At 71.9% G+C, this 7,540-nt stretch carries 7 protein-coding genes and 1 pseudogene; 4 read left to right on the top strand and 4 right to left on the bottom strand.

The annotated features are described in order from the left end of the window. Positions 1 to 54: 54 nt before the first annotated feature. The 3 genes from I5E_RS22945 to zapE all read right to left on the bottom strand — a co-directional run bounded on the left by I5E_RS22945 (position 55) and on the right by zapE (position 3,599). Positions 55 to 711 (bottom strand): tyrosine-protein phosphatase, encoded by a 657-nt coding sequence (locus I5E_RS22945; protein ID WP_187290538.1) that lies wholly within the window; start codon positions 709 to 711, stop codon positions 55 to 57. 379 nt (positions 712 to 1,090) lie between these two features. Then, positions 1,091 to 2,365 carry an ammonium transporter gene (locus I5E_RS17035; RefSeq protein WP_022908048.1) on the bottom strand — a complete coding sequence of 425 codons (1,275 nt, stop codon included), beginning with the start codon at positions 2,363 to 2,365 and terminating at the stop codon, positions 1,091 to 1,093. Positions 2,366 to 2,636: 271 nt separating this feature from the next. Beyond that, entirely contained in the window at positions 2,637 to 3,599 is a 963-nt protein-coding gene (gene zapE, locus I5E_RS17040; RefSeq protein WP_083858023.1) for a cell division protein ZapE, read from the bottom strand. 199 nt (positions 3,600 to 3,798) lie between these two features. Here zapE and I5E_RS17045 point away from each other — a divergent pair, with 199 nt between their 5' ends. Next, positions 3,799 to 4,704: a sulfurtransferase gene (locus tag I5E_RS17045; protein ID WP_022908050.1), complete on the top strand. Its 906-nt coding sequence runs from the start codon at positions 3,799 to 3,801 to the stop codon at positions 4,702 to 4,704. Then, entirely contained in the window at positions 4,701 to 5,153 is a 453-nt protein-coding gene (locus I5E_RS17050; RefSeq protein ID WP_022908051.1) for a SufE family protein, read from the top strand. Before I5E_RS17045 ends, I5E_RS17050 begins: the two co-directional genes overlap by 4 nt. 70 nt (positions 5,154 to 5,223) lie before the next feature. Here the strand turns inward: I5E_RS17050 and I5E_RS17055 are convergent, their stop codons facing one another. Continuing rightward, complete coding sequence (locus tag I5E_RS17055; RefSeq protein ID WP_022908052.1) at positions 5,224 to 6,447, bottom strand: alpha/beta hydrolase family protein; 1,224 nt, start codon at positions 6,445 to 6,447, stop codon at positions 5,224 to 5,226. A 23-nt stretch (positions 6,448 to 6,470) separates the two neighbouring features. Here I5E_RS17055 and I5E_RS17060 point away from each other — a divergent pair, with 23 nt between their 5' ends. Together I5E_RS17060 and I5E_RS17065 are read left to right on the top strand one after the other, a co-directional pair. Further along, the gene (locus tag I5E_RS17060) at positions 6,471 to 7,055 is read left to right on the top strand and encodes a DUF3000 domain-containing protein (RefSeq protein ID WP_022908053.1); all 585 of its coding nucleotides are present in this window, start codon (positions 6,471 to 6,473) and stop codon (positions 7,053 to 7,055) included. Positions 7,056 to 7,191: 136 nt separating this feature from the next. Beyond that, positions 7,192 to 7,540, top strand: a pseudogene (locus tag I5E_RS17065) (ribonuclease D); the annotation flags it as partial.

The following is a 7,540-nucleotide window of genomic DNA, read 5'->3' on the forward strand; positions in this document are numbered from 1 at the left end:
CTCCCGTCATCCGCACGTCCAGAGCCGGACCCGAGTCGCGCGCGCAACCACCGGTCAGAGCGTGGCGATCTCCTCGTCCCGCAGCCCGATGCCGCGGAGGTACCCCTCCACCGAGCCCCAGCGCTCCTCGAGGCGCGCGATCACCGTCGTCATGATCTCGGGTACGCAGCGGTGGCCGATGGCCGTTGCCTCGGGGTCGGTGCTCGCGGCACGCTCCGCCGCGAACCGGTCGACCAGGCCGGCAGCGCTGGCCGCGTAGTCCTCGCCGACGACGTCCGTCCCCGCGCCCCAGTGCCGGGCGAGCAGCGCGCTCACGATCCCCGTGCGGTCCTTGCCGGCGGCACAGCACACGAGCACGTCGCCGTCCGTGGCGGCGATCGTCCGGAGCGCGGCGGCGATGCCCGACCGGTGCCGGTCGAGCCAGTCGGTGTACTGGTCCTCGAGCTGGACGGCCTCGGCGGCGGACTCGATCGCCGAGGCCGGGTCGAAGAGCGGCACCGACCGGTACACGGGGGTCGCGGCGAGCGGGTGCGGGACCGCCTCCCGCTCGTCGTCTCGGCGCAGGTCGATCACCGCGGCGAGGCCCGTCGGGTAGGCCTCGGGGGCGACCGGCTCGGTGTTCGACCGGTACACCGTGCGCCGAAGGCCGTCCTGGAGCCCGGGGCCCCCGACCGCGCGGAGGTTGGTCAGCACGTTCGACGTCGTCGTCATGCCCCCACTCTGCCGGACGCGGAGCCTGGGCGGGCGGTACTGCCCCGCCGTGCGTCGACGCGAAGCGACATCGTCGACGTCGTACGACATCGGGGTTGTCGTTCCTTGCACATGCGGGCTGTTGCGCACGCGCGCCGACGACATCGTCGACGTCGTACGACATCGGGGTTGTCGTTCGTTGCACACGCCAGCTGTTGCGCACGCGCCCCGACGACATCGTCGACGTCGTACGACAACGACCATGTCGTTCCGAATCCGCTCCCGCCCATCCCGCGCGCCCATCCCCCGCGCCCCGCACCCCCGCGCGCGCCACCCCGCACACGACGACGGGCCCCGCGCTGCTGCCTGCGCGGGGCCCGTCGTGCGAGTGTGCCTGGTGCTACCGGACGGAGACCGGGGTCTCGTCGCGCTCCTCGTAGAGGACGTAGCCCTCTTCGCCGTGGACCGCGGTGTCGATGCCGGCGACCTCGTCCTCGGTCTTCACGCGGAAGCCCATGGTCTTCTCGATGATCCAGCCGATCACGAAGGCGAGGACGAAGGAGTAGACCCCGACGGCACCGGCGGCAGCGGCCTGCTTGCCGAGCTGCGCGAACGAGCCCGAGTAGATCAGACCGGTGTCGTTGGCGAAGAAGCCGAGGTACAGCGTGCCGAAGATGCCGCCGACCAGGTGGACGCCGACCACGTCGAGCGAGTCGTCGAAGCCGAGGCGGTACTTCCAGTCGATCGCGAAGCAGCAGACGATGCCCGCGAGGAAGCCGAGCAGGATGCCCCAGCCCGGGGTGAGCGCGGCGCACGCCGGGGTGATGGCGACGAGACCGGTGACGGCACCCGATGCGGCACCGACCGAGGTGGCCTTGCCGTCCTTGAGCTTCTCGACGAGCAGCCAGCCGAGGATCGCGGCGGCCGGTGCGGCGAGGGTGTTGACCCAGGCGATCGCGGCGATGCCGTCGGCGGCACCCTCGGACCCGGCGTTGAAGCCGAACCAGCCGAACCACAGGATCGCGGCACCGAGGAGGACGAAGGGCGGGTTGTGCGGCTTGTGCGCACCCTTGGCGAAGCCGACGCGCTTGCCGAGGACGAGCGCCAGGGCGAGGCCCGCGGCACCGGCGTTGATGTGCACCGCGGTGCCACCGGCGAAGTCGATGACGCCCCAGACCGGCGCCCAGCCCGAGGTGAGGTTGAAGACCCACGAGGCGACCGGGAAGTAGACGACCGTGACCCAGACACCGGCGAAGACCATCCACGCGCCGAACTTGGCACGGTCGGCGATCGCACCGGAGATGAGGGCGACCGTGATGATCGCGAAGGTCGCCTGGAAGCCGACGAACGCCATCGTCGGGTAGGCGACGTCGTCGGCGCTGGACCGCGCCTGCTCGAACGCCTGGCCGAGGCCGATCAGGTTCCAGTCGATGCTGAAGAACCCGACGACGCCGGAGACGGCCGTGTGGTCACCGGTGTTCGCGAAGGCGATCGCGTAGCCGTACAGGACCCAGAGCACCGCCACGAGGGCGATCGCCCCGAAGGACATCATCATCATGCTGATGACGGACTTGGCCTTCACCAGACCGCCGTAGAAGAACGCCAGGCCCGGTGTCATGAACAGCACGAGTGCCGCCATGATCAGCAGGAAGCCGGTTTGGCCCTGATCAAGCATTGTTCACCTCTCGATTGCACCAGCGGCTCTTGGTCCGCGTCGGGTGTCACCGAGTCTGGCGAGGCGACGTTTCACGCTGGAGCACGAAGTGTTTCGTGGGTGTAACGCGATCGCCCCCCGTGTAAACGTCGTGTTTCGTCCCCCGATCAGTCCCCTGGACGGGGGCCACGAGTTCCCCCGGTCCGTCCGGACGGTGTCCGACAGTCGTCGCGCATCCGGGTCGGGAGGCGCGGTTCGGCGGGACAGCGGGCCGTCGCGCCCGGCAGGCGCGTCAGTCGACGGCGCGGGTGAGCGCCACGACGCGGCTCGCCGCCCGCAGGTACTTCTTGCGGTAGCCGCCGTCGAGCATGGTGTCCGGGTACACCCGGTCGAGCGGGGTGCCGGACGCGACGATCCGGACCTGCGCGTCGTACAGCCGGTCGACGAGCGCGACCCAGCGGAGCGCGTCGGTCTGGTCGGTGAACGGCTGGACCTCGGTGAGGCCGACGGCGTCGAGGTCGTCGACCATCGCGACGTACTTCGACGGGTGGACCGATGCGAGGTGCGCGACCACGGCGCGGAAGTCGTCGAGCGTGACGTGCCCGCTCGGCAGTGCGGCGGCGACGTCGGCGACCACCCCGGCCGACTCGTCCACCGCGCGCCGGCGGAAGTCGAGGCCGTCGATGCGCATGGTGTCGAACCGGTCCGACATCGCCTGGATCTCGCGCAGGAAGTCCTGCGCCGCGAAGCGTCCCTCTCCGAGGGCCCCCGGCGGCGTGTTCGACGTGGCGGCGAAACGGGTGCCGGTCTCGCTCAGCTCCTTGATGAGCCGCGTCATCACCATCGTGTCACCGGGGTCGTCGAGCTCGAACTCGTCGATGCACACCAGTGCCGTGCCCCGGAGCAGGTCGACGGTCCCCTGGAACCCGAGGGCGCCGACGAGCGCGGTGTACTCGATGAAGGTGCCGAACGTCTTCCGGCCGGTGGCGGCGTGGTAGGCCGCGGCGAGCAGGTGGGTCTTCCCGACGCCGAACCCGCCGTCGAGGTAGACGCCGGACTTCGCGGTCGTGTCCGACGACGGCCCCCGACGCCTCCCGAACAGTCCCCGTCGCGGCGCTGCCCCGCCGCCGCCGGCCGTCACGAACGCCTCGACCGCGTCCCGGACCGACGCCTGCGACGGGTAGTCCGCGTCCGGCCGGTACGAGGCGAACGACGCGTCCCGGAACTGGGGCGGCGGGACGAGTGCCGCAGCCATCTGCTGCGGGGTCACCTGCGGGTCGCGGTCGACGAGGTGTTCGGGCAAGGAGTGGCCTTCCGGGAAGCATGTCGTGCGGTGTCACGTTGCAGGAGGCGAACGGCACGTCCGCGTACCGTTGCCAGCAGGCACCGACGACCGATCCTAGTCCGGTGTCGCCTCGCTCGATCCGTCGCCAGCCCCCAGGAGGGACCCCACCATGACCGCACCGGTCGACCCGTCCGAGAAGTTCACCGCCTACGCCCACCCGGAGCGGCTCGTCTCCACCGAGTGGCTGCAGGAACAGCTGGACGCCGGCACCCCCGACCTGGTCGTGGTCGAGTCCGACGAGGACGTCCTGCTCTACGAGACCGGGCACGTCCCCGGTGCGGTGAAGATCGACTGGCACACCGACCTCAACGACCCGGTGCTCCGCGACTACATCGACGGCGAGGCGTTCGCCCGCCTGCTCGGCAGCAAGGGCATCGGCCGCGAGACCACCGTCGTGGTCTACGGCGACAAGAACAACTGGTGGGCCGCGTACGCGCTCTGGGTCTTCTCGCTGTTCGGCCACGAGGACGTGCGCCTGCTCGACGGCGGCCGGGCGAAGTGGATCGCCGAGGACCGTGCGCTCACGACCGACCAGACCGTCGTGACGCCGGCAGAGTACCCCGTCGTCGACCGGGTCGACACCGAGATCCGCGCCTACAAGGACGACGTGCTCGCCCACCTCGGCAAGCCGCTGATCGACGTCCGCAGCGCGCCGGAGTACTCGGGCGAGCGCACCACGGCGCCGGACTACCCGGAAGAGGGCGCGCTCCGCGCCGGGCACGTCCCCACCGCCGTGAACATCCCGTGGGCCACCGCCGCCGCGCCGGACGGCACCTTCAAGAGCCGCGACGAGCTCGACGCGATCTACCGCGACGGCGCCGGCATCGGCGACGCCGACGAGGTCATCGCCTACTGCCGGATCGGTGAGCGCTCGAGCCACACCTGGTTCGTCCTGCAGTACCTGCTCGGCTACGAGAACGTCCGCAACTACGACGGCTCGTGGACCGAGTGGGGCAGCGCCGTCCGCGTCCCGATCGCCGTCGGCACCGAACCGGGTACCATCGCCGACCGATGACCGACGCACTCCCCCAGTCCCTCGCCGAGATCCGCGACGACTTCCTCGAACTCTCCCAGCAGGACCGCCTGCAGCTGCTCCTCGAGTTCTCGAACGAGCTGCCGGCGCTGCCCGAGCGCCTGCAGGGACACGAGGACGAGCTCGAACGCGTCGAGGAGTGCCAGTCCCCCGTCTTCATCACGGTCACCGTGGGCGAGGACGGCGACGCGCCCGGCATCGTCCGGATGCACGCCACCGCCCCGCGCGAGGCACCGACCACCCGCGGGTTCGCCTCGATCCTCGCGCAGGGGCTGTCCGGGCTGACGGCGGAGCAGGTGCTCGCCGTGCCGGCGGACTACCCGCTGACGATCGGGCTGAGCGAGGCGGTCAGCCCGCTGCGGATCCGCGGCATGGTCGGGATGCTCGGCCGGGTGCAGCGGCAGGTGCAGGCCCAGGCCGCGGTCTCCTAGACCCGGCCGTGGTCGGACGGGAGGCGCGGTGCCAGCTGGCACCGTGCCTCCCGTCCGTCCGTGGATGCGTCTACCGCGCGCTGGCCGCGCCGTCGCGCTGGACCACCTCGGTCAGCCACGCGAGGATCCGGGCGTCGAACCAGTCGGCGTCGTGGTTCCAGAGCTTCGTGTGCCGGGCGGTGGTCTGGACCTCGAGCCGCACGATGTCCGGACGCGCCTCGGCGAGGGCGTGCGACGCGGACGACGGCACGAACCCGTCGTCGTCGCTGTGCATGAGCAGGATCGGGACGTGCAGTTCGTCCGCACGCGCGACCATGTCGAGCTGCCGCAGGTCGACCGGCTGCGCGAGGCCCGTCAGGCGGTGCAGGACCGGCGTGCGGAGGAGCCGCTCGGCGACCTTCCGGACCGGTCGCGGCAGGCGGAGCAGCTGGCTCTGCGCCTTGAGCACCGCGTGCCAGTCGACGACCGGCGACTCGAGCACGACGCCGTCGACGAGGTCCGCGAACGCCGATCGCACGAGCGTCTGCAGCACGACCGCGCCGCCCATCGACCAGCCCATCAGGACCACGCTCGACGCGCCGCGTCCGGACAGCCAGCGGAGGACCGCGTCGATGTCCTCCCACTCGGTGCTGCCGAGACCGTAGCGGCCGTCGACGCTGCGGGGGGCGACGCCGTCGTTCCGCCAGCTCGCCAGCACCACGGAGTACCCCGCCGCTCGGAAGACCGGCACCGCGCGGATCGTCTCGGCGCGGGTCACGCCACGGCCGTGCACGAGGACGGCCCAGGGCGCGTCGGGGTCGTCGGCGCGGATCACCCAGGCCGGCGCGGGACCGTTCGGGGTCGGGACGTCGACGTCCTCGACCGGGACGTCGAGCTCGCCGGGCGTCAGGTAGAACCAGCCTCCCCAGCGCCCACGACGGGCGGCCGTCGGGTCACCGGCGTCGATCGCGATGATGCGGCGGGTGACGGTCGTGTCGGTCGTGCCGAGGACCTCGCCGACGCGCATGTGCCCGGTGCCGCCGCCGAACCAGAGGCTGTAGCGGCCCTGCAGTTCGGTGTCGGCGGAGCGCTCGAGCGTCACGGTCCGGCTGACGGTGTCCACGGCGTGGATCGGGACGCGCTCGGTGCGCTTGCGGTCCGGCGTGACGACCATGCGGGCGATGCCGGCGACGAACCCGCCGACCACCGCGGTGCCGACGACGGCCGCCGCGACCCCCGCACCCACGGCGACGAGACCGGCCGACCGAGCGGCCCCCTGGACGACGTCCTCGGCGGGTCGCGCTGATCGGGACATGCTCCGGAGCCTAGTCTGCATTCGTGTCCGAAACCCGAGAGCCCGACGCCTTCGCCCGGCTCCGTGCGTTCGTGGCGTCCGGCGGGGCGCGTGCTGAGACGACCGTCACCGAGATCCCCTCGCCGTCGCGCATCGCGCCCTTCTCGATCGCCCTCGCGGCGGACGTCTCGGGTGCGACGCACGGCATCGACTCCGACCTCGGAACCGGCCGGTTCATCGCGCTGCACGACCCCGACGAGCCGGAGGGCTGGGGCGGGGCGTTCCGGATCGTGACGTTCGCCCAGGCACCGCTCGAACCCGAGATCGGCGTCGACGAGTTCGTCGCCGACGTGACGTGGAGCTGGCTGGTGGACGCACTCGCCGCGCACGGTGCGACCTACGACCACGCGTCGGGCACGGCGACCAAGATCATCTCCCGCGGCTACGGCGACCTCGCGGCGCAGGGCGACGGGGCGCAGCTCGAGCTGCGTGCCTCGTGGACCCCGCGCGGGGACGACCTCACCGCGCACGTCGAGGCCTGGGAGGAGATCGTGGCGATGCTCGCCGGTCTGCCCCCGGCGTCGGACGGCGTGACCCTGTTGGCCCCGAGGAGGCTCGCACGTGACTGACCCTGCATCCCCGGGCGGTCCGGTGTCACCGACCGCTGCGTCCCCGGCCGCGTCGTCGGCGGGCGCGTCGTCGCCGGCAGCGTCGTCGACGGGCGCGTCGTCGCCGGCGTTCGAGGCGTCGCACGACGCGGTCCACGTGATCGCGACGCGCGAGGAGTACCTCGACGCGGTGGCCGCCATCGCCGCGGGACACGGTCCCGTCGCGGTCGACGCCGAACGCGCGAGCGGCTACCGGTACTCCCAGCGGGCGTACCTCATCCAGGTGTTCCGCCGCGGTGCTGGCGCGTTCCTGTTCGACCCGATCCCGATCGGCGACTTCAACGAGCTGCAGGACGCCATCGTCGACGAGGAGTGGCTCTTCCACGCCGCCTCGCAGGACCTCCCCTGCCTGCAGGAGGTCGGTCTCGTCCCGACCCGGATCTTCGACACCGAGCTTCGCGCCCGCATCGCCGGGTTCCCGCGGGTCGGCTTCGGCGCCGTCGTGG

Source organism: Curtobacterium sp. B18 (assembly GCF_000333375.1).
Lineage (GTDB): Bacteria > Actinomycetota > Actinomycetes > Actinomycetales > Microbacteriaceae > Curtobacterium.